The sequence below is a fragment of the Sphingobacterium zeae genome (assembly GCF_030818895.1).
GTDB lineage: Bacteria > Bacteroidota > Bacteroidia > Sphingobacteriales > Sphingobacteriaceae > Sphingobacterium > Sphingobacterium zeae.
Window position 1 is genome coordinate 3,838,306 of sequence record NZ_JAUTBA010000001.1, and the last position, 18,186, is coordinate 3,856,491.

The window sequence follows — 18,186 nt, forward strand, 5'->3', positions numbered from 1 at the left end:
TATCAAAGAATAGAAGCAAATAAAAAAGCCTAATCTTCCGTAAGATTGAGGCTTTTTATTTGAAAAAGATAAATTATTATTAATCCCAACGATAATCATTATAAAAGTCTTCGGGATGCCTACTAATCGGCACCTCTTTGACTACACGAATATTAGCTGCTCCCAGATTGACATTCAGCATAAACGATGGTACATTTGTTGAAAAATTCCAACGACCATTCCGCATATAGACATACCCCCCTCTATATGGATCGTAAAATGTTTTATAGTCCCTAAAGTATACATGATGCCTGCTATCGTAACGATGTGCACTTGCCCAGGATGGTGCTCCATGACGGTATCCTTTTCGGTATGACTTAGCGACTTCTTTATGATATTTACGGTCTTCTTTTTCGCGTTTTTCTAAATATTTTCTATAATCCTTATCCCTTTTCTCTTCATATTTTCTGCGCTCTTTGTCCTGTTTCCATTCCCGCTCGTGTCCCCTATGCTGAGCAGAAGACTGTTGTGGAGCCATTAATACAAGTCCTCCTATTGCCAACGCGAAGTATATCATCTTTCTCATAACAGTATAATTTAAATTTAGAAATCAACTATTTCCAGCTCGTGTTTTAAACTCGTTTTTCACAAGCGTTTCTATAGGTATGACTTTAATGTTTGAACAAAGGTTTAACCGATCACATTGAATTTAATTTGTAGCGCAATATAGAATCCATTAGTTCAATTTAATGTATCTTTGCACCATGTCAAATACGGGATATATCACTGAAGATACCATTGTTGCATTAGCGACATCTTCGGGAACAAATGGAGCCATTGCCGTCATACGCGTTTCGGGTCAGCATGCTATAAAAATTACGAACGAAATTTTTAAAGGAAAGAATCTTCTTCAACAGGCGTCTCATACGATTCACTTTGGAACCATACGCGATGGTGAAGAAATTATAGATGAAGTGCTTGTTTCTCTATTTGTAGCCCCGAACTCCTATACCAGAGAAAACTCCGTGGAAATATCAACACATAACTCCAAATACATTATCGAAAGAGTTGTTAGCTTACTGATTAAAAAAGGGGCCCGTGCTGCCCGTCCGGGAGAATTTACCCTACGTGCATTTCTCAATGGTGGCATGGATTTATCACAAGCAGAAGCAGTTGCCGATTTAATTGCATCCAATTCTGCAGCTTCGCATCAAGTGGCGATGCAACAAATGCGGGGCGGTTTCTCCAATCAGCTTAAATCCCTTCGCGAAGATCTCATTCACTTTGCATCACTAATTGAATTAGAGCTTGATTTTTCGGAAGAAGATGTGGAATTTGCGAACAGGGATCAACTAAAAAATCTGATCAACAAAATACAGGTCATTGTTCAAAAATTAATACAATCTTTTGAACAAGGTAACGTCCTTAAAAATGGTGTTCCTGTTGTCATTGCCGGGAAACCGAATGTTGGAAAATCAACCCTATTGAATGCTTTCTTAAATGAAGAACGTGCCATTGTTTCCGATATTGCAGGGACTACGCGTGATACTATTGAAGATGAAATTAATATTCATGGCGTCACATTCCGGTTTATTGACACAGCAGGTATACGTGAGACGGCAGATGTTATTGAAGCAAAAGGAGTTGAACGCACCCGTGAAAAGATGAAACAGGCACGATTGATCATTTATCTTTTCGATCCTACACAGGACAAAGTTGAAGAAGTACAAGCTCAATTACCAGAAATCGAGCGACTACAAATTCCATTTGTCACCATTATCAATAAATCAGATTTGCTTTCTGAGGCGCAAAAAGCGGTTTATAATGTCCTTAATCCACTTTACATTTCAGCGAAAGAACAAATCGGTGTCGAGGAACTGAAAGACGAATTGATCAATCGTGTACGTTTAGGAAATTTAAATACCGACGATGTCATGGTCACCAACATCCGTCACGTAGAAGCGCTACAAAAAACAGCAGATTCACTTGAACGCGTAATCTATGGTATTGACAATCCGGTCACATCCGATTTTCTCGCAATGGATATTCGCCAAGCCTTATATCATCTTGGTGAAATTACAGGTAGTGTCTCTACTGACGATTTATTAGATAATATCTTTTCAAAGTTTTGTATCGGAAAGTAACTCAGAGAAAAAGAATACCAATAAAACCACCTTCTTCGCCAAAACTCAGAAGGTGGTTTTATTGGTATTGACCACTCCATAACTCCTACGTCGGAATAGCTCCATTCTTATGAGGGCAAATACATTGGAGGAGCTTTTCATCATACCATATATGAGCGAATAAATTAATCCAAAGTTGGATTAAATGTTCCGCCCCAATCTTTATTCTGCTTGATATTTGGGTTCTTGTCAATGACCGACTGCGCGACGGGAAAGAAATAATAGGTATCGGGTACCAAATTTATTTTGTTTCCTGTATTGGGCACCTGCAATATGCTATATTTAAATTGGTTTTCTTTCAACGTATATGTTTTGGCCAATGCATTGGCATCATCCAGATTCATCTCCGTTCCATTTGAATTTATGGCAATAGCTTCAACTCCATGTTTGGTTGTATTGTTGAGAATATTGAGCTTACGTAACCTTCTTAAATCCCAAAAACGATGTCCCTCAAAGCAGAACTCAATATTGCGCTCCGTCAAAATAGCTTCCCGCATTTGTTCCTTCGTGGTTGCTGTTATGCCATATTTATTGTCTGCGCCAGGCTCGATTCCCGCTCTTTTCCTAATTTGCGTAACCAGGTCTAAGGCTGTCGCAAGATCTCCTGTTTCATTTGCCGTCTCAGCATAATTCAATAAAACCTCGGCATAGCGCATCAATACAAAGTCGACATCAACCGGTGATATTCCCTTTCCGCTGCTTACCATAGCCAATGATTACGACCTCTTCTAGTGCTTGATCACTCGAAACCATGACGACATTGACGTTGCCTGTGGAAACGGCCACCTCCTGTTTTGCAAACCCTTGGTAGTTCACGACCAAAACATCACCACGCTTTGCCCGAATAGAAAAAATACCTTGTTGATTGGAGGACGCTTGAACGGATGTTCCTTTGACAGTGATGGTAGCACCTGCTAATGCCTGACCTCTCTCATCTTTAATGATCCCTGCAACCTGATCTTGATCGACAATAGCATTGATCGGATCCAGATTCAGTGCGTATGAATCAGGCTGACTAAACAGCAGGCAGAGCCCCAAAAGGCTAATGGGTCTCGCCTTTCCATGAAGAAAAAAAAATTCTCATCATAATTACAAATTGGTTTCAAATAATAAAGAACCTACAAGTTCAAATTTGGTTTATTCACTAAGCCTGCTTTTCTTTTTATAAAAAACAGTAAAAGTTTATTAGATTATGTATTAAATTTAGATAACAAAATCCTATTAAAGAAATAAAAAAAATATTTGAATCAACATGCACATAAACGTTACATGTAGGATAGATGATGAAAAGTCTTAGGAAATTGAAAAATGGAATCCAGGCAGATCACCTAAAAATATTTTTTACAACAAAAGTCGGCTTGGCTATGTTGCCATTGAACGACCGAATAAAAAAACAGGAGTTTAACCGCTCCCATTACGATATCTGAGAACCAGTGCTTATCGTTGTACATACGAAGATAACCAGTTCCAGCGGCAACAGCACACGCTCGATACCGTACTAAATTGACTCCGTTGGGTATTCGTGCCACAACAATTCGGCACCAAAAAATGCCGTTTCCGCATGTCCTGAAAGAATATAATTACCCACCTAACCACCTGGTTTACAAAAGTATATTGCAGATTTCAAATGATACCTTTCACTCGAATACGAAGATCTTACCAAGTTGATTTGTGCGAATGCGATTACCGGAAATATAAAAAGTAAAACGAGTATAAAATAAAAAACAATACATCTCTTAAAGTCAATCATTTGTTCTTTATCTATTTTATGGTACGCAATGATAATATTACATTAGCAAGTAAATAGCGCGGCATTGACAAATACGCCTGTTTATCGACGGATTTATTTCAATACTGACATAATATTTATTTAACTTGCGTATATACAAGTAAATAGATATGAATTCGTTATTGTTAGATGAAAACTATTGGGACGATCGTTACAAGAATAAAGAAACAGGATGGGATATTGGATACGCCTCTCCTGCGATTATTAGCTACGCTGAAGAATCTATTGCCAAAAATGCGCGCATTTTAATTCCTGGCTGTGGCAACGCGCATGAGGCAAAGGCTCTTGTCAATAAAGGATTCAGTCAAATAACATTATTGGATATTGCCCCGAGCTTGGTTGAACAAGTCAGCGAGGAATTCGCTGTAAACCCCGATGTTCAGGTTATATGTCAAGATTTCTTTCAGCATAAGGGTCAATACGACTACATTATTGAACAAACCTTTTTTTGTGCTCTCCATCCAGCATTACGTCCAGACTATGTACGACAAATGCTTGCCTTGCTGAAGCCTCAAGGCATCCTTATAGGATTGTTGTTTAAAAAGGAATTCGCTCAAAAAGGGCCGCCTTTCGGTGGGAATCAAGCGGAATATCAGGAGCTATTCCAATCGAAGTTTGACATTTTGCAGCTAATAGATTCTTCCAAAAGCATTCCACAACGACAGGGAAACGAACTCTTCATTGAATTACAAAAAATGTAGCAGTCTACGTCCGCGGCATGACATGATAGGTTGGATCTTCCATGATATTGACCACCGCAACACCAGTAGCATTTTTCAATAGAGAGCGGCAGTCCTCACTGAGGTGCCAAAGTTCTATTCTTTTCCCTTGTGCAGCGTAGCGCTCGGTAACTTTGTTAAGTGCATCCACAGCAGACATATCCACTACCCTGCTTTCCTTAAAATCTATTATAACACGTTCGGGATCGTTTAAAACATCAAATTTATCCAAAAAATTAGCTGTAGAACCGAAAAAAAGTGGCCCATATATTTCATAATGCATAATACCTTCCGAATCCATATATTTTCTTGCCCGAATACGCTTTGCATTGTCCCAAGCGAATACAAGTGCAGATATTATTACACCGATGAGCACCGCAAGTGCCAAATTATGCAAGATCACTGTAATCGCTGCGACAAGTATCCCCACGAAAATATCTGATTTGGGAAATTTATTGATAATACGTAAACTCACCCATTGGAAGGTTCCAATCGCTACCATCATCATTACGCCAACCAGCGCTGCCATTGGTATCTGCTCAATAAAAGGCGCTCCTATTAAAATAATCAGTAAGATGGTCATTGCTCCTATAAAAGAAGAAAGCCGTGTACGTGCACCAGCATTTAAATTGACCAATGTTTGCGCAACCATGGCACATCCCCCCATTCCGCCAAAAAATCCATTGATTGCATTCGCTATCCCCTGTGCCATGGATTCACGGTTCGCATTTCCTTTTGTCGCTGTAATTTCATCGACCATGTTCAGTGTCAACAGCGATTCCACGAGACCGACTCCCGCCATTACCAATGAATACGGAAAAATCAGCTGCAAGGTTTCCCAACTCCAAGAAACCATGGGCACATGTAAACGCGGTAAAGTTCCACTGACGGATGCAATGTCTACGACTTTCTTTGTTGGAATACCTAAAAATGACACTACGCCAAATACCATCAGAATGGCAACTAACGAGGCGGGGATGGCCTTTGTGACACGCGGAAAACCAATTACAATCAGCATCGTCAACAAAGTCAGTCCGCCCATGATGTACAACGTTGTTCCCGACATCCATACCGCGTCGCTTCCAGCGCTTACTTTAAATTGCACCACTTGAGCCATAAATATGATTATGGCCAAACCATTCAAAAAGCCATACATCACAGGTTGAGGAATTAGGCGCACAAATTTTCCCCACCTAAAAAGTCCTACCAAAAATTGGAAAATGCCAGCCAATACTACTGCAGCAAAGAGATAATCTATTCCATGCCTTGCTGCAAGCGCCATCAAGACGACCACAGTGGCCCCCGCGCCCCCCGATACCATTCCAGGCCTACCGCCCAGAATGGAAGTAACCAACCCCATTAAGAATGCAGCGTAAAGCCCTGTTAGCGGTGGAAGCCCCGCTAGAATAGCAAAAGAGAGCGATTCCGGAATCATCGTCATTGCAACCGTTAATCCTGCAAAAAGCTCATTCTTAAGATTGATCGATTTTATATTTACTATATCGAATTTATTGTTCATTGCTAAATTTCTTGAACCAAGATAAAACGCCTCAAAGGTACTAATCGAACAAACACTTTTATGCTATATTTGTTATTCTTTACAAATTTTATTGCAAAACAGTATGTTCATCTCTTTCAGACCACACGCGACCTGCTTTTATTATAGTCTTCTCATATTTTCCTATATCTTGCTTGTTCATCTCGGGACCAGCAGAGCAGCAATCCTAGCTGCTAGTGACTCGCTAACACCTTCAGAACGTCTTTCTCGATTTAAACTTTCGGATAAATATAACGTGTTCTACGATAACAATCCGCAACTGTGGGAACGCAATTCAATTTTCAACCCACAACAAACCGACAGTCTATTTGATTATCAGAAAAAAAACTTTTTAAGAGCTGGAATTGAATGGTTTTCCATCCAGGCCATTCCGGCTTCGGTTAATTACTTCATTCGCAAAGATCCTGTTTCACATATTTCTTTTAAAAATTTTTTCAGCCATTTAAAATTATCAGCGTGGACATGGGATGATAATCTTTTCGCAACAAATCAAATAGCACACCCTTATCACGGTCAGTTTTATTTCAATTCGTTTCGATCCAATAATTATAGTTTCCTGCAGTCAACAGCTGCCGCCGTTGCCGGTAGCTATATCTGGGAAACCGCAGGTGAAACCGAGCCGCCTTCCATCAATGATATCATCAATACAAGCTTTGGTGGAACAATTTTAGGTGAAATGACCCATAGACTATCGCACCATATTCTTTCCCGCCCAAGTTTGACTAAAGGACAGCGCAATAAAAAAGAGCTACTGGCGATGCTGATCAATCCAATAAATGGGCTCAACCGGCTTCTGGATGGGCGCTGGGGCAATAAGGTCAAAGGTGCCGTTATCGATAGCTCCTTGGTTCACACCGAAGTTGAATTGGGGCTAAGGCGCTTTGACGCCAAGGAACACGATGTATTAAATAAAGGGAAAAATGACATCTACGCGCGTATCAAATTGATTTACACCAACGATTATTTGGACAAAAAGAAACCTTTTGACGACTTTTTCCTCAACTTAGAACTTGGATCAGATGATAGTTCCATCGTCAATGCGGTCAATGTGTATGCCTCGTTATACGGTAACCGTATTTTATCCAATTTAACAGGACTTCATCGTGGTATCGTGTCTGCGCATTTCGACTTTCTACGCAATGAAGCCTTTTATTACGGATCACAGAGTATCAATTATAATGTTTTTTCCAACTTCAATATCGGTAACCGTAGCAAGCTGACAACCATTCTTGGCGGTGGCCCTGTAGTATTAGCGGCTGTGCCAGATCCTTATCTCCATTTTGGTGAAAGCCGTACATATGATTATGGCCCTGGAGCAGATGTTCGCATTTCAGCCACATTGACCACATTAAATCGCTTTAAATTTGGTGTAGACTATCGTGGTGGTTATTTTGTCACAATCAGCGGCAACAAGTCTCACCATTTTCTACATACTGCATCCACGAATGCTTCCATCCGTATCTGGAAAAACTTTGGTGTAAATCTTTACTCCGGCTACTTCAGATTAGAAGGTCACTATCGAGACCATAATAATGTGAACAAAGACTATCCTTTTGTTCGGATAGCACTTGCTTATAACTCCCAATACTAACTAATAGCAAAGGCTTAACTCGATGTGTTAAGACTTTGCTATTAGTTAGCCCAATATTTCTTCAACGCCTCTTTCAAGCGTTGATCGTAACCATAGATATCAGGATATGTAACAATTTTTTCTCCGTCATCCAACCAAGTGGTATAATAGGTGATGTATACTGGCATCTGGCGTTTAAGGGTGACCCAACGCGATTTCGAAATCGAATCTGTCGTAATTTCCTTCGCAATTTTTTCGGCCTGCTTCTCATTATTGACGAGGTAAGATGCTAAATCCACGGGTTTTTCCACGCGAACACAACCGTGGCTAACGGCTCGATTACTCTGCCCGAACATTTGTTTTGCCGGCGTGTCGTGAAGGTAAATAGAGTATGGATTCTCAAATAAAAATTTCACGTTCCCCAAGGAATTATCCGAACCGGGATTCTGTTTGAAACGAAAGTTCTCGACAGAATCAGAATTCCAGTTAACAGTGGCAGGATCCACTTGTTTACCTTTATAGTAAGCAACCATATTGCGCGATGCCAGGTAGTTTGGATTATTTCGAACGCTTGCTAATATTTCCTTTTTAACAATACTATTCGGAATATTCCACACGGGATTAACTTGCATGGCATCCAACATGCCCTGCATCACCGGAGTTTCATGGTTCTCGCCTTTACGTGAATAGGCGGGATTTTCTGTTTCACCTACACATACATTCATCGATTGGCTTGTTTTTCCATCTTCGATAATATGCAGACGTTGTTCAGGGATATTAACAAAAACATATTTTTCTGGAAAATCCTGTCCCATCCAACGCAATTTTTCCAATACCATTAGCACCTGGCTCCGTTGCGTCACAGATAAATTTCCACTTTGCAGCAGATTCTGAAATTTGACGTAGAATTGGTTCTTTGGTTGGATATCGGTCAATACAGTTCCAATTTTTACACTGTCCAGCAAGCGCACAACTTTACTGTAGTTCATACGCTTTTGAGGAACAAAATATCTACCATAAAGACGCTTGGGGTTGACAACACCATATTTTAGACTACTTACATAAGCTATCAGTCCATCTGTACTCAATAGATCAAGCTTAGCTAATAAGGGATAGGCCGCTGCAACATCTTTAGTTTTCAGCTTCCGCAAAGAAAACAGGGTTTCTTTAATGGCTGAAGTATGGAAATAACTACTACGAATGCCATGCTCCTCACTTCGTTCAAAATACGCCAGCAATGTATCAATACTACCATCAAAGAGATGCTCCGAAATTAAAGTCATCCCTTCCGTGGAATCGGCTAATTCCTTCATCCAGCTTGGATTAATCAGCTTCGATTTTTCCTTATGGTACACTTCATGGAAGATTTTAACATACGCGGTTGTATCAAAATCTTTATAGGATTTATTTTCAAAGCCCTTCGCCAAAACATCGCCATATGTAGGAGGATTCTCTCTACAAGAAAAAAATACTACTGAAACAAACGAAAGAAAAATTAAAAAACGTAACATACGACAGATCATGAAAAGAAATGGCTTCGCAATAATAAAGCCATTTTGTGAGTGTAAAGATAAATAATTCTTGTGTTCTAAAGAATCTTGCCTGTCATTGAATTACTACAGATTCAATCAATGTACTTTTTTAAGAAATCTTCCAGTAGTTCGACCATATCGGTATTACCTAGAAAAGCAGCTGATCGTTGATGCAAAGTCTTAGGTTCAATATCCAGTATACGCTGAACGCCATTAGAAGCTTTGCCTCCAGCCTGCTCAACTATGAACGCAATGGGGTTGCATTCATACATCAATCTCAATTTGCCATTAGGATGTGCAGAGGTCGTTGGATAAAGAAATATACCCCCTTTAAGGAGATTGCGATGAATATCCGCCACCATTGAGCCAATGTAGCGCGACGCGTACGGCCGCTGCGTTGCACTATCTTCCGTTTGGCAATATTTAATATACTGCTTCACCCCGTTCGGAAATTTAGAATAATTACCCTCGTTGATCGAGTAGATCTGACCTGAAGCAGGAATTTTCATATCTGGATGAGATAAACAAAACTCACCGATCGAAGGATCCAATGTGAAGCCATTTACTCCCTTTCCTGTCGTGTATACTAACATCGTCGAACTGCCATAGATCACATAACCAGCCGCTACCTGCTTTGTCCCGTGCTGTAAAATGTCATTGCTATTGCAGGAAACGCCCGTGTTAGATATCCTTCTGTAGATAGAGAAGATTGTCCCGACAGACACATTTACATCAATATTGCTTGAACCATCCAATGGGTCGATACATACAATATATTTCGCATTTTTGGAAATCCCGGATTGGATATACACTGGATTTTCATGTTCCTCGGAAGCAACTACACAACACTCGCCCCCACTTTGTAACGCATTAATAAATTGTTCATCCGCATAAACATCCAGCTTCTTTTGTCCTTCGCCTTGTACATTGACTTGTCCGGCGTCACCTAGAATATCAACTAATCCGGCCTTGTTAACCTCTCTATTTACAATCTTTGCTGCGATCCCAATATCGCGTAAGAGACGGGAGAGCTCACCTTTGGCATATGGAAAATCAGCCTGTTTTTCAATAATAAATTGACCTAATGTAGTTATACCACTCATAATATTGTTTTATTGGATATTTGTTGCACAAAGCTAAAAAAGTTAAACAAGTTTTAGCTAACACATTGCTTTAATAGCGAGCATTTTAGCAACATAAATACGCAATCGTTTGCACTTAATTTTGCAAACTTTTTTTGCTAAAACGTTTATTAGCTATAAAAAAAACAATAAAAAACAGAAAGCAAGGACCAAATTTAAAATAACGACGTCCAGAAAAAAAGCAAAAAATGATAAGTATTTAGTAATTTTGGCTAAATATTTTAAAACAATGCAGCAACTTTTACAAGTTATAGAAAAGGAAAAATTAGGCAGTCAGGTTGCCAAGCAACATACTTTGATCATTGACGATAAACAGATCGTACACGGTGCCCTTTTTATAATAAAAACTGCTCGAAAAACATTTAAGGTGATGATTCCTACTCCTTTTCATGAAGAAATCCTAAAAAATGAAGCAACCATCAGCACCTTGATCAAACATCCCCAAGCCATGCTCCTATCTTAATCTTATATACATCCCTAATATACTGATCACCTCATCGACAACACGAAAGCCTCTCTATTATGAGTACTATAGTGTGATTAGAGTAACACGCTTTTGACATCGCCATTCAGCAACCGCTGCCACGAGTGTCAGTTTAGTTTCGGTTATCTGAAATTCACTACACTTAAATTGTATAAATATCGATCTCAATTAAAAACAGATAATCCCTATATTCGCTGTTGTAATAATAATATATAGTTTACAGAAACATGCGTAATATCTTTTTAATTTTCATAACGGTGATCATCACAGTGGTCTGTGTCAGAAACCCACAATCGGTGCCGCTCAATTTTTTCGGAGAAACACAGGTCGCGCTATGGAAGCTGCTATTAGCTTTTTTTATTGCCGGAATCGCATTTTTATTCGCCCTAAAAATTGGAAAGAAGAAACAGCAGGTGTATGAACAGGACAATATTGAAGAATCTAATGAAGAGAGCAGCGAACGAAGGTCCCAATTATCGGAAGAAGACCGGGAATTCCTCTCCTAAAACAAAAAATAAATCACTAAAAATGAAGCCGTAAAGAGCTAGACCGCATTTTTATCACATAAATACTTGCGAGAAATAGGGATTAACCCTATCTTTGCATCACTTCAAACAAGGAACGGTAGTTCAGAATTAAAGAAGTAAGATTCCGTAGCTCAGCTGGTAGAGCAATACACTTTTAATGTATGGGTCCTGGGTTCGAATCCCAGCGGGATCACAAAAGAAAAGCTAATCGCAAGATTAGCTTTTCTTTGTTTAAGCTTGTCAGCATTCGTAATTGACTTTTCCTGACAAACTAAAACTAACAGCCTCTCCTGATGATAGAAAAACTTCTCTTCGAAATGAATAGCTATGCGGCGCTTAGCCCGGCCACAACAGAAGTTTTGAAAACGATCTGTCAGGTAAAACAGTTCAAAAAAAACGAACTCATCCTACGCGCTGGAGAATATGCGAAATACTATTACTTCGTCTGCAAGGGACTGTTAGGCTATTATAGACCGGATGCTGATGGCAATATCGTTTACAAATTATTTTTCGAGGAAAACAGCTTTTGTGCTTCTACTGCTGCAATCATCGAAGAAAAACCAAGTAAATTCAGTATCGTTGCACTCGAAGATGTCCAATTGATCCAGTATTCCGCTAAAGTGTTTCGCGAACTTATAGCAACCCACCATGATTTAGCACTTTTTCAGCTTGCTTATCTCGAAAAGAATTGGGTCGTAAAAAAAGAACCACTTGAAATTGAACTCAAATGGAAATCTGCCAAAGAGCGGTATATAGAGCTTTACAAAAATCAATCGCTTTTTAAAAGACTGAAACAACACCATATAGCGTCTTATCTAGGAGTAACGCCAACACAGCTGAGCCGAATCCGTAAAGAATTAAAATCATAATTCCATCAACATTTGTACATGTTTTCTACTTTTAAACTTTAGAATTTTGTCCTATAAAGATAAATTATTAGGACATGAAAATAATATGCACACTCCTATTCTCTGCTCTTATCCTACCGCTAACAGCTCAACAGATAATCAGAACAAAAGTCCATAGTGAAAAGATGGACAAAAATATCGAGACCATTATCGTTACACCCGAAATCCAACATGGAGTTCAATATAAAACGGTCTATATTCTTCATGGTTATAGTGGCAATCCAGACCGCACTTTGCAGGACGATATTCCCGACTTACTTCAAAAAGCAAAAACATTTCAAACTATTTATGTTCTGCCCAATGGAAATTTCAATTCCTGGTACGTCGATAGCCCCATAAATCCTCATTCACAATACAGCTCTTTTATCGGTGCCGAACTCGTCAACTACATCGACCAGCACTACCCTACCTTACCGTATAGAAGTGCTCGAGGGATACTCGGCTGGAGCATGGGTGGTTATGGAGCGCTACACATCAGTATAGCTTATCCGCACACCTTTTCAATTGTCGGAAGCTCCTGCGGTGCCATAGATTTCGATCGCTTCGGAAAAGGATATCAAGGCTATCAGGTAGACCAAGTACTGGGAGATTTAAAAGCTCTAAACGACAGCGAACGGATTTACAGCAATGAAGATAGGATGATGCAAAATAAGCAGCACTACATTATCGATTGTGGAACCGAAGACCAACAAATGCTGGAAATGAACAGAACATTTCATAAGCATCTGACCAGCAAAAATATTGAGCACTTATATATGGAATCAAGAGGAGGACATGATACAGCCTACTGGAGCAAATCATTATCACAACAATTGGCTTTATTTCAAAACTATTTTCAAAATGAAGGACTATAAATCAACACTCTATGTCGCTGCTGGCGCTTGCAGTTACGGACTTCTTGCGACAATTGTAAAATATGCCAATCATTTAGGTATAAATACCAGCTTGTTGACCTTTTTGCAATTTATGTTCGGATTTCTCCTTTTGCTGGCATTGAATCTTTTATCAAAACGCAACGTAGAAGAATATAGCGTCATCAAATTCTCATCGAAAATTAAATTGATGATCTGGGGCATTTCTCTAGGGCTGACAACAACACTTTATTACCTATCCATTCAATACATTCCAGTATCCATTGGAATTATTCTACTGATGCAGTCTATTTGGATTAGTTTAGTTGCCGAAGCATTGCTACTAAAAAAATTCCCATCACGTGCAAAAATAATAGGTGTTATTATTGTCCTAGTCGGAACGGCCTTTGCTACTAATATATTGCAAAATGATATTGCTCTTAACTACAAAGGAATACTATTAGGTTTCGGAGCCGGGATAAGTTATGCACTGGCAATTTATGCGTCAAGTTCTATAGAGAAGCAATTACCAAGTCTAGTGCGCAGCCAATTCCTAGTTCTCGGCGGACTATTACTCATCGTGGTATTTTGGAATATTGCTATCGTCCGGTATATGCAAATTGAAGCATTACCCTGGGGACTGCTTATTGCGATCTTTGGCACCATCCTTCCGCCTTTATTATTTACAAAAGGCATACCTCAAACTGGAATAGCAATGGGTAATATAATTTCAAGCCTAGAGATTCCTATTTCAACACTCTCTGCCATGTTCGTTTTGCAGGAAGTCGTAACGGGATTTCAGTGGTTTGACATACTGCTTATTTTAACAGCTGTAATCATCATCAATCTACGTAATCAGCACGAGCTAACCAGCGCGTAAATTTGTTATATCCCCATACTTTTATTCAATAAACCTTGACGAATACATGCTATGCCTGATCCGCACAAAGTGTCGACATAACAAAGAAAGCAAAAACGTACAATCAAGATGTGGTGGAATAACTATGAAAAATAGGTGCTAAAAAAAAGCTTAGCATTGGTCGGGCGACCTGCTAAGCTTTTATAAATACCTCTTTGTAAGAGGCAATCAACCTAAACCTATGACAAAGATAATGGTTCAAATGATATAAACAAAAATTTTGTTATATTTTTTTTCAACTCCCATAAATTTGCTTTAGGACAACCTTCACAAAAGGATTAGTAAGTGTAAAAAGTACACTACACTCTTTTCACATTTTTGTAATGCTATGGACAGGATATTTTACTGCTCATTTTTGTAGGAAGTAAACATAGATGATTCATTTAATTATTTAGTAACTTTGACTCAATCAAAAAGAGCATCATGTTTACTGGAATTATAGAAACGCTAGGAAAAATAGAAAATATCGAAAAGGACAAAAGCAATATTCATTTTTATGTCAGTTCCGCTATTTCCAATGAACTTAAAATAGACCAAAGTGTGAGCCACAATGGAGTATGTCTCACCGTAGTTGGATTGAACGACAATCTCCATCAAGTAACGGCAATTGATGAAACCCTGCAAAAGACAAATTTGGCACAGTTGAAAGTGGGAGACTTAATTAATCTGGAGCGCTGTACGTTGGCTGGAGGGAGATTTGATGGACATATCGTACAAGGACATGTTGATCAGACTGCCTGTTGCATAGCCAAGCGAGACGAAAATGGTAGTTATGTTTTTACCTTTCAATATGATATCTGCAAACAAAATATTACCGTAGAAAAGGGATCCATTACTGTAAATGGTATAAGCTTAACAGTTGTAGATTCGAGAGACGATCAATTTTCCGTCGCGATCATTCCCTATACATTTGAACATACCAACTTGCAACACGTGGAAGTAGGTAGCACTGTCAATATCGAGTTTGATATCATCGGGAAATATGTAAGCAAGATCATGGCTTTGCGTGGTTAAGAAATTCTTAAAGCTTCCTCGGGTTTAATCTACCCGAGAAAGCTTATACCAAAGATGAAGTGTTCTACCTATTCCAAATAATGGCCCTGACGTATCAGTAATGCGCGGTATTTATTAAATACACTCGATTTGGAGACGAAGCCCATATATTTGTTTTCGGCTCCTAAAACAGGAAGTATCCAGGTATCATCCTTATTCATTTTGGCCATCACAATTTCCATATTTTCATTGATCCCTACTGTATCATTTGGCTTCTGAGCTAATTTTTCAAAGGTCGTATCTCCCCCTTCTACTTCCCCCAATAACGCAGAAAATAGAAACTCGCTGTAGATAAGACCAATAAATTTACCCTCGTAATCCACTACCGGAAAGATATTACGCTTACTATGGATAATGTCCGTTTGCCTAGTTTTAGGTGTTTCATCAGGGCGCAGGATCACAAAATTAGTTTCCAATACATATTTTATTCGCATCATACTGAGTACCGATCGATCCTTATCCTCATAGGAAATCAGATCCCCCGATTCCGCCAATACTTTAGTATAAATGGAGTGCTTCAATACCGTCCGATTGATCAAATAAGAAATTGAACAGACCAACATCAATGGAACCATTAATGTGTAACCTCCCGTAACCTCTGCAATTAAAAATATACCCGTTAACGGAGCATGCATAATGCCACTCAAAGCACCAGCCATTCCCGCTACCACAAAATTTGGTACATTTAACTCGGCAATTCCAGTCAAGTTTATACCGTATGAAAACGCAAAGCCCAACAAACCTCCCATGACCAAACTTGGTCCAAAAACTCCTCCGTTGCCTCCTCCGTTCAATGTAAACAATGCAGCAAAGGATTTTCCAAATAACGTCAATATCGTATAACCAAACACCACTAAGCCGATGTCCTTATAATTCGAAAACAAGCTGTTTTTAACAATCGAGTTAAACTGCCCGTTGAGAATTTGCTGTATGGTAATGTATCCCTCACCGTACAATGCTGGAAATACAAAAATCATCAAACCTAAGGAAATACCACTCACCCAAACTTTGTTATAGGGATTCTTAATGGTTGCAAACCATTTTCCAACAGTTCTGGAAACACGCGCAAAATAAATGGTATAAAGACCAATAAGTACCGCCAGCAGCAAATAAAATAGTAACGCCGAAACCTGCCAATCGGAGTTAAACGTACTAAATAGAGGTTCATTGTACAAGACTCGCGACACTACTGAAGCCAGGGCCGAGGAAATTAATAAAGGAATAAACACAGGAATAGAAAATTCAGGCAGTAAAATCTCAATTGCAAAAATCATTCCCGCCAAAGGGCTGTTGAACGCCCCTGAAATTCCCGCTGCGGCTCCACAAGCCAATAACATGGTGACTTCCTTATACTGTAAACCAAAAAAGCGGGCTATATTAGAACCAATAGAAGACCCGCCCAAAGCGACTGGAGCCTCCAAACCACAAGATCCACCAAAACCCACGGTAATGGCAGAGGTGACTACCTGAGAATAAATATTACTCGGGTCTAACCGGCTTCCTTTGCGACTAATGGCATAAATAATCGGAGTAATACCGTGCTCCATCTTCTTCCCTTTTAAAAACTTGCGGACAAAAAATACACTAAGCAAGATCCCGATCAATGGAAAAATCAAATAGACGGAGTACTTTACCTTCCAATCAATATCATCTTGTATAGTTGCCGCAATAAAATGAGTCAGCCTCTTCAGCACAGACGCCATGATACCGCCAACAATTCCCACCAAAAATGCCAATAGAATGATAAAATTTCTGTTCGAAACTTTTTTCATCCGCCATTGGTTAATTTGGTCTATCTTTCTAAAAAAACGTCCTTTGAGGTTTCCCATATCATCTTATTGAAAGCTCAACACTTCCTTCTTCTTTTTTGTTTTAAATTTATCAGGCACTACGGCGAGTATTTCTTTTTCTAAGGCCTGAATTGCATGTCTTTTGACGTAATTTTGGGTCGTTACCAAGGATATTTCCCGTACCGGTTCTGGCGATTTGAAATAACGGATCCGATCCAATTGTTCATCGGAATAATCCCAGATCGATAATTCTGGCAATATCGTAATTCCGTCGTTGACATCCACCATGCGCTTTAACGTCTCTACACTACCCGTATTGTACTCGAATCTTCCTGTAAGATCTTGATTGTGCTTGTGGTGACAAATATTAAGTACTTGACCGCGCATGCAATGGCCTTCATTAAGTAACCAAAGCTTATCGTCAGCAATATCATCACCACTAAGTATTTTCTTTGAAAATAGGGAACTATTGGTCGAAATATAAGCAACAAAGTTTTCATAAAACAAAGGCGATTCCAATATCCCAGGGTCATTTAACGGAGTTGACAACACACCACAATCCAAAAGTCCGACTTTCAATTCATGAACAATTCGTTCTGTCGTATATTCCCATATCTGCAATTGTAGTTTCGGATACTTCTCCATAAATGTGGCCAACACATTGGGAAGTAAATAAGGGGCAATTGTTGGAATGACACCGACCTTTAAGGTGCCTTCAATTTCTCCTTTTTTATCTTGAACAATTTCATTGATCTTCCGGCTTTCTATTAAAACAAGTCGAGCTTGGAGAATAATTTTCTCCCCGATTTCTGTTGGAATAACAGGCTGGCGACTGCGATCAAAGATTTTCGCTCCTAAAGACTCTTCGAGTTTTTGAATTTGCATACTTAAAGTTGGCTGCGTGACAAAACATTTTTCGGCAGCTGCCACAAAACTCCGGTAGGTATCAACAGCTACAATATATTCCAATTGGATTAAGGTCATCTTACTATCTTTAAAGCACAAAACTACGAATCCTGTCGTAAACCATAGTCAAATCCTTTATAATTAAAGTCAACATAAGTATTTGGCTCGTACATTGTACAATAAATACCTTGCCAAAAAAGCCCTTTATACCCACTATTGTTACATTTGTTCGCATAAAAAATCGATTTCATCAAAATGCTTTTCTTAAATTTGGAG

17 protein-coding genes and 1 tRNA gene are annotated in these 18,186 nt (G+C 39.2%); 10 read left to right on the top strand and 8 right to left on the bottom strand.

The features are described from left to right. Positions 1 to 79: 79 nt before the first annotated feature. Positions 80 to 565: a hypothetical protein gene (locus tag QE382_RS16185; RefSeq protein WP_307186820.1), complete on the bottom strand. Its 486-nt coding sequence runs from the start codon at positions 563 to 565 to the stop codon at positions 80 to 82. A gap of 178 nt (positions 566 to 743) precedes the next feature. Between QE382_RS16185 and mnmE the strand changes: the two genes are divergently transcribed. Further along, entirely contained in the window at positions 744 to 2,123 is a 1,380-nt protein-coding gene (gene mnmE / locus QE382_RS16190; RefSeq protein ID WP_307186821.1) for a tRNA uridine-5-carboxymethylaminomethyl(34) synthesis GTPase MnmE, read from the top strand. Between the two features lie 164 nt (positions 2,124 to 2,287). Here mnmE and QE382_RS16195 read toward each other — a convergent pair whose 3' ends face one another. Continuing rightward, positions 2,288 to 2,869 (bottom strand): RagB/SusD family nutrient uptake outer membrane protein, encoded by a 582-nt coding sequence (locus QE382_RS16195; protein ID WP_307186822.1) that lies wholly within the window; start codon positions 2,867 to 2,869, stop codon positions 2,288 to 2,290. Continuing rightward, positions 2,835 to 3,200, bottom strand: a complete 366-nt coding sequence (locus QE382_RS16200; RefSeq protein WP_307186823.1) for a carboxypeptidase-like regulatory domain-containing protein — start codon at positions 3,198 to 3,200, stop codon at positions 2,835 to 2,837. Before QE382_RS16200 ends, QE382_RS16195 begins: the two co-directional genes overlap by 35 nt. A gap of 861 nt (positions 3,201 to 4,061) precedes the next feature. Between QE382_RS16200 and QE382_RS16205 the strand changes: the two genes are divergently transcribed. Next, complete coding sequence (locus tag QE382_RS16205; RefSeq protein WP_307186824.1) at positions 4,062 to 4,652, top strand: methyltransferase domain-containing protein; 591 nt, start codon at positions 4,062 to 4,064, stop codon at positions 4,650 to 4,652. A gap of 4 nt (positions 4,653 to 4,656) precedes the next feature. Here the strand turns inward: QE382_RS16205 and QE382_RS16210 are convergent, their stop codons facing one another. Next, entirely contained in the window at positions 4,657 to 6,189 is a 1,533-nt protein-coding gene (locus QE382_RS16210) for a SulP family inorganic anion transporter (RefSeq protein WP_307186825.1), read from the bottom strand. Between the two features lie 103 nt (positions 6,190 to 6,292). Here QE382_RS16210 and QE382_RS16215 point away from each other — a divergent pair, with 103 nt between their 5' ends. Further along, positions 6,293 to 7,819 carry a DUF3943 domain-containing protein gene (locus QE382_RS16215; RefSeq protein WP_307186826.1) on the top strand — a complete coding sequence of 509 codons (1,527 nt, stop codon included), beginning with the start codon at positions 6,293 to 6,295 and terminating at the stop codon, positions 7,817 to 7,819. Between the two features lie 41 nt (positions 7,820 to 7,860). Here QE382_RS16215 and QE382_RS16220 read toward each other — a convergent pair whose 3' ends face one another. Continuing rightward, entirely contained in the window at positions 7,861 to 9,309 is a 1,449-nt protein-coding gene (locus QE382_RS16220; protein WP_307186827.1) for a L,D-transpeptidase family protein, read from the bottom strand. A 113-nt stretch (positions 9,310 to 9,422) separates the two neighbouring features. Further along, positions 9,423 to 10,433, bottom strand: coding sequence for a class 1 fructose-bisphosphatase (fbp, locus tag QE382_RS16225; protein WP_307186828.1), 1,011 nt, complete (start codon positions 10,431 to 10,433; stop codon positions 9,423 to 9,425). A gap of 268 nt (positions 10,434 to 10,701) precedes the next feature. Here fbp and QE382_RS16230 point away from each other — a divergent pair, with 268 nt between their 5' ends. The 7 genes from QE382_RS16230 (at position 10,702) to QE382_RS16260 (ending at position 15,175) form a co-directional block, all read left to right on the top strand. After that, positions 10,702 to 10,935 (top strand): hypothetical protein, encoded by a 234-nt coding sequence (locus QE382_RS16230; protein WP_307186829.1) that lies wholly within the window; start codon positions 10,702 to 10,704, stop codon positions 10,933 to 10,935. Positions 10,936 to 11,183: 248 nt separating this feature from the next. Continuing rightward, a complete protein-coding gene (locus QE382_RS16235) occupies positions 11,184 to 11,462 on the top strand; it encodes a LapA family protein (protein WP_307186830.1) in 279 nt (92 codons plus the stop codon). A 141-nt stretch (positions 11,463 to 11,603) separates the two neighbouring features. Then, a tRNA-Lys gene (locus QE382_RS16240) sits at positions 11,604 to 11,676 on the top strand. Between the two features lie 100 nt (positions 11,677 to 11,776). Next, the gene (locus tag QE382_RS16245; protein ID WP_307186831.1) at positions 11,777 to 12,352 is read left to right on the top strand and encodes a Crp/Fnr family transcriptional regulator; all 576 of its coding nucleotides are present in this window, start codon (positions 11,777 to 11,779) and stop codon (positions 12,350 to 12,352) included. Between the two features lie 74 nt (positions 12,353 to 12,426). Then, positions 12,427 to 13,245 carry an alpha/beta hydrolase gene (locus tag QE382_RS16250; protein ID WP_307186832.1) on the top strand — a complete coding sequence of 273 codons (819 nt, stop codon included), beginning with the start codon at positions 12,427 to 12,429 and terminating at the stop codon, positions 13,243 to 13,245. Next, the gene (locus QE382_RS16255; RefSeq protein WP_307186833.1) at positions 13,232 to 14,122 is read left to right on the top strand and encodes an EamA family transporter; all 891 of its coding nucleotides are present in this window, start codon (positions 13,232 to 13,234) and stop codon (positions 14,120 to 14,122) included. The genes QE382_RS16250 and QE382_RS16255 overlap by 14 nt, the downstream gene beginning before the upstream one ends. A gap of 462 nt (positions 14,123 to 14,584) precedes the next feature. After that, positions 14,585 to 15,175 carry a riboflavin synthase gene (locus tag QE382_RS16260; protein ID WP_307186834.1) on the top strand — a complete coding sequence of 197 codons (591 nt, stop codon included), beginning with the start codon at positions 14,585 to 14,587 and terminating at the stop codon, positions 15,173 to 15,175. A gap of 68 nt (positions 15,176 to 15,243) precedes the next feature. Here QE382_RS16260 and QE382_RS16265 read toward each other — a convergent pair whose 3' ends face one another. Beyond that, entirely contained in the window at positions 15,244 to 17,043 is a 1,800-nt protein-coding gene (locus tag QE382_RS16265; RefSeq protein WP_307186835.1) for a chloride channel protein, read from the bottom strand. 6 nt (positions 17,044 to 17,049) lie between these two features. Further along, positions 17,050 to 17,988: a hydrogen peroxide-inducible genes activator gene (locus QE382_RS16270; protein ID WP_307186836.1), complete on the bottom strand. Its 939-nt coding sequence runs from the start codon at positions 17,986 to 17,988 to the stop codon at positions 17,050 to 17,052. Between the last annotated feature and the right edge of the window lie 198 nt (positions 17,989 to 18,186).

Coding starts and splice junctions, on each gene's coding strand:
- QE382_RS16185 (WP_307186820.1), bottom strand. CDS start 565: ATGAGAAAGATGATATACTTCGCGTTGGCAATAGGAGGACTTGTATTA.
- mnmE (WP_307186821.1), top strand. CDS start 744: ATGTCAAATACGGGATATATCACTGAAGATACCATTGTTGCATTAGCG.
- QE382_RS16195 (WP_307186822.1), bottom strand. CDS start 2,869: ATGGTAAGCAGCGGAAAGGGAATATCACCGGTTGATGTCGACTTTGTA.
- QE382_RS16205 (WP_307186824.1), top strand. CDS start 4,062: ATGAATTCGTTATTGTTAGATGAAAACTATTGGGACGATCGTTACAAG.
- QE382_RS16210 (WP_307186825.1), bottom strand. CDS start 6,189: ATGAACAATAAATTCGATATAGTAAATATAAAATCGATCAATCTTAAG.
- QE382_RS16215 (WP_307186826.1), top strand. CDS start 6,293: ATGTTCATCTCTTTCAGACCACACGCGACCTGCTTTTATTATAGTCTT.
- QE382_RS16220 (WP_307186827.1), bottom strand. CDS start 9,309: ATGTTACGTTTTTTAATTTTTCTTTCGTTTGTTTCAGTAGTATTTTTT.
- fbp (WP_307186828.1), bottom strand. CDS start 10,433: ATGAGTGGTATAACTACATTAGGTCAATTTATTATTGAAAAACAGGCT.
- QE382_RS16230 (WP_307186829.1), top strand. CDS start 10,702: ATGCAGCAACTTTTACAAGTTATAGAAAAGGAAAAATTAGGCAGTCAG.
- QE382_RS16235 (WP_307186830.1), top strand. CDS start 11,184: ATGCGTAATATCTTTTTAATTTTCATAACGGTGATCATCACAGTGGTC.
- QE382_RS16245 (WP_307186831.1), top strand. CDS start 11,777: ATGATAGAAAAACTTCTCTTCGAAATGAATAGCTATGCGGCGCTTAGC.
- QE382_RS16250 (WP_307186832.1), top strand. CDS start 12,427: ATGAAAATAATATGCACACTCCTATTCTCTGCTCTTATCCTACCGCTA.
- QE382_RS16255 (WP_307186833.1), top strand. CDS start 13,232: ATGAAGGACTATAAATCAACACTCTATGTCGCTGCTGGCGCTTGCAGT.
- QE382_RS16260 (WP_307186834.1), top strand. CDS start 14,585: ATGTTTACTGGAATTATAGAAACGCTAGGAAAAATAGAAAATATCGAA.
- QE382_RS16265 (WP_307186835.1), bottom strand. CDS start 17,043: ATGGGAAACCTCAAAGGACGTTTTTTTAGAAAGATAGACCAAATTAAC.
- QE382_RS16270 (WP_307186836.1), bottom strand. CDS start 17,988: ATGACCTTAATCCAATTGGAATATATTGTAGCTGTTGATACCTACCGG.